Annotated in this window: 2 protein-coding genes; one reads left to right on the top strand and one right to left on the bottom strand. The window is 68.6% G+C overall.

Annotated features, from left to right (window positions below; genetic code table 11):
* Positions 1-335: Rv3235 family protein (locus tag AOK24_RS15800; protein WP_240553942.1), on the top strand; the 335-nt coding region annotated here is incomplete at its 5' end.
* A 242-nt stretch (positions 336-577) separates the two neighbouring features.
* Here the strand turns inward: AOK24_RS15800 and secA are convergent.
* On the bottom strand, positions 578-3,418 hold the full coding sequence (gene secA, locus AOK24_RS15795) for a preprotein translocase subunit SecA (protein ID WP_055720715.1): 2,841 nt from the start codon (positions 3,416-3,418) through the stop codon (positions 578-580).
* Between the last annotated feature and the right edge of the window lie 151 nt (positions 3,419-3,569).

Raw genomic sequence — 3,569 nt, 5'->3', positions numbered from 1 at the left:
CCCCACCCCAGCTCCACCCCGCGGACCTCTTCGCGGAACGCCTCCTCGCCGTCCTCACCGGCCGCCACCCCGTCCACGCCATGCTCCGCCACACCCTCGGCGAGGCCTACGACGACCTGGCCCGCCTCGCGGAACACGGCCCCCTGCGCACGACCCGAGGCACCACCCCCGTCCTCCGCGACCTCGGCTACGAACTCCCCCGCCCCGGCGCCATCGAGGCCTTCGCCCGCATCTCCACCGGCCCCCGCATCCGCGCCATGGCCTTCCGCCTGGAACTCGGCACGGACCGCCGCTGGCGCTGCACAGCGGTAGAACTGGACGCCGGAAACCCCTGACCAGCCGCCAACCCCCACCAAAGCCGAAGGGCCGGACACCCAAGGCGTCCGGCCCTTCACAAACCCACTCAGCCTTCGCGAACCGGCTCGGCGCTTCCGGACCGGCTCGGCGCTCCGGGCCGCCCAGCCCGCCCGGGTCGGCTCAGCCTTCCCGGGCTGGCCCGGCGCTCTCAGCTCGCCGCCCGGGGCCACTCAGCCTCTCGGCCGCTCAGCCCCGCGCAGCGCAGGCAGCGCCCGGCGGCTTACTTCCGGCGCCGCTTGGCGCCCTTCGCCTGCTTGCGGCGCTCCGCGCGCGTCAGGCCGTCCGCCTCGGACCGCACCGGCTCGTCGTCCTCGTCGAAGTCGCCCTCGATCGTGCCGCCCTCACCGTCCACGGTCGGCGCGGAGAAGTGCAGCCGCTGCCGCTGAGGCGCGTCGAGGCCCTTCGCCCGGATCTCGGGGCGGGCGCCGGCCTGCGCGGGAACCGCGTCCTGCTTCTCCAGGTCGGTCACCGCGTCGGAGACGGGCACCTCCTCGACCTGCTGCTCGACCTGGACCTCCAGGTTGAACAGGTAGCCGACGGACTCCTCCTTGATGCCCTCCATCATGGCCGTGAACATGTCGAAGCCCTCGCGCTGGTACTCGACCAGCGGGTCCTTCTGCGCCATCGCGCGCAGCCCGATGCCCTCCTGGAGATAGTCCATCTCGTAGAGGTGCTCACGCCACTTGCGGTCCAGAACGGACAGCACGACCCGCCGCTCCAGCTCCCGCATGATCTCGGAGCCGAGCTGCGTCTCCCGCTCCTCGTACTGCGCGTGGATGTCGTCCTTGATGGACTCGGAGAGGAACTCGGCGGTGAGCCCGGCCCGGTCGCCCGCCGCGTCCTCCAGCTCCTCGACGGTGATCTTCACCGGGTAGAGCTGCTTGAACGCGCCCCACAGCCGGTCGAGGTCCCAGTCCTCGGCGAAGCCCTCCGCGGTCTCGGCGGAGACGTACGCGTCGATCGTGTCGTCCATGAAGTGCACGACCTGCTCCTGAAGGTCCTCGCCCTCAAGAACGCGGCGCCGCTCGCCGTAGATGACCTCGCGCTGCCGGTTGAGCACCTCGTCGTACTTCAGGACGTTCTTACGCGTCTCGAAGTTCTGTTGCTCGACCTGCGACTGCGCGGACGCGATCGCGCGGGTGACCATCTTGTTCTCGATCGGCACGTCGTCCGGCACGTTCGCCATGGACATCACGCGCTCGACCATCTGCGCCTTGAACAGCCGCATCAGGTCGTCACCGAGGGAGAGGTAGAACCGCGACTCACCGGGGTCGCCCTGACGCCCGGAACGACCGCGGAGCTGGTTGTCGATACGCCGCGACTCGTGCCGCTCGGTGCCCAGCACGTAGAGCCCGCCGGCCGCCTCGACCTCGTCCTTCTCGGCCTTGACCGCCTGCGTGGCCTTCTCCAGCGCGGCGGGCAGCGCGGCGGCCCACTCCTCGATGTGCTCCTCGGGGTCGAGCCCGCGCTGGCGCAGCTCCGCCTCGGCGAGGTCCTCGGGGTTGCCGCCGAGCTTGATGTCGGTACCGCGGCCGGCCATGTTCGTGGCGACCGTGACGGCGCCCTTGCGGCCGGCCTGCGCGACGATCGACGCCTCGCGCTCGTGGTGCTTCGCGTTCAGCACCTCGTGCTGGATGCCCCGCTTGGAGAGCTGCTGCGAGAGGTACTCGGACTTCTCGACGGAGGTCGTGCCGACCAGGATCGGCTGGCCCTTCTCGTGCTTCTCCGCGATGTCGTCGACGACCGCCTCGAACTTGGCGACCTCGGTGCGGTAGATCAGGTCCGACTGGTCCTTGCGGATCATCGGCTTGTTCGTGGGGATCGGGACGACGCCGAGCTTGTAGATCTGGTGGAACTCGGCGGCCTCGGTCATCGCCGTACCGGTCATCCCGGACAGGCCCGGGACCTCCTTGCCGGCGTGGTCGGCGCGCTTGTAGAGGCGGAAGAAGTTCTGGAGGGTGATCGTGGCGAGCGTCTGGTTCTCGTCCTTGATGTCCACCCCTTCCTTCGCCTCGATCGCCTGGTGCATGCCCTCGTTGTAGCGGCGGCCGGCGAGGATACGGCCGGTGTGCTCGTCGACGATCATGACTTCGCCGTCCATGACGACGTAGTCCTTGTCCTTCTTGAAGAGCTCCTTCGCCTTGATGGCGTTGTTCAGGTAGCCCACCAGAGGGGTGTTCACCGACTCGTAGAGGTTGTCGATGCCCAGCCAGTCCTCGACCTTGGAGACCCCGGACTCGTGGATCGCGACCGTGCGCTTCTTCTCGTCGACCTCGTAGTCGCCGGTCTCCTCAAGGCCCTTGAGCGGGTTGCCCGCCTCGCCCTTCTTCAGGCGCAGGACGAGCTTGGCGAAGTCGCCGTACCACTTCGTCGCCTGGTCAGCCGGGCCGGAGATGATCAGCGGGGTACGGGCCTCGTCGACCAGGATCGAGTCGACCTCGTCGACGATCGCGAAGTTGTGGCCGCGCTGCACCAGTTCGTCCTGCGACCACGCCATGTTGTCGCGCAGGTAGTCGAAGCCGAACTCGTTGTTCGTGCCGTACGTGATGTCGCAGGCGTACTGCTCGCGGCGCTGCGCCGGCGTCATGTTCGCGAGGATGCAGCCGACCTCGAGACCGAGGAAGCGGTGCACACGGCCCATCATCTCGGAGTCGCGCTCGGCGAGGTAGTCGTTGACGGTGATGAGGTGCACGCCCTTGCCGGACAGCGCGTTCAGATACGCCGGCAGCGTGCCGACCAGGGTCTTGCCCTCGCCGGTCTTCATCTCCGCGACGTACCCCATGTGCAGCGCGGCGCCGCCCATGATCTGTACGTCGTAGTGCCGCTGGCCGAGGACGCGCTTGGCGGCCTCGCGCACGGTGGCGAACGCCTCGGGCATCAGGTCGTCCAGGCTCTCACCATCGGCGTACCGCTGCTTGTACTCCTCCGTGAGGGCGCGCAGCTCGGCGTCGGAGAGGTCGACGAAGTCCTCTTCGATGGAGTTGACCTGGTCCGCGATGCGGTGCAGCTTGCGCAGGATCTTGCCTTCGCCTGCACGCATGAGCTTCGAGAGGACGGACACGGGGGTTGGTCTCCTTGCCGGTCGGGCCTGGGACGGTCGGGTTCCTTCTGCATTGCTGAGCAACGGCCATCGTATGCGAGGACCCCACCACGCCGGGAGGCCCGCCGTGACACAGCCCACCCGCCGCCCCACAACTCCTACACCCCCACAA

Origin of the sequence: Streptomyces niveiscabiei (assembly GCF_001419795.1) — a bacterium.
Lineage (GTDB): Bacteria > Actinomycetota > Actinomycetes > Streptomycetales > Streptomycetaceae > Streptomyces > Streptomyces niveiscabiei.
This window is presented reverse-complemented; position numbering and strand designations above follow the sequence as displayed.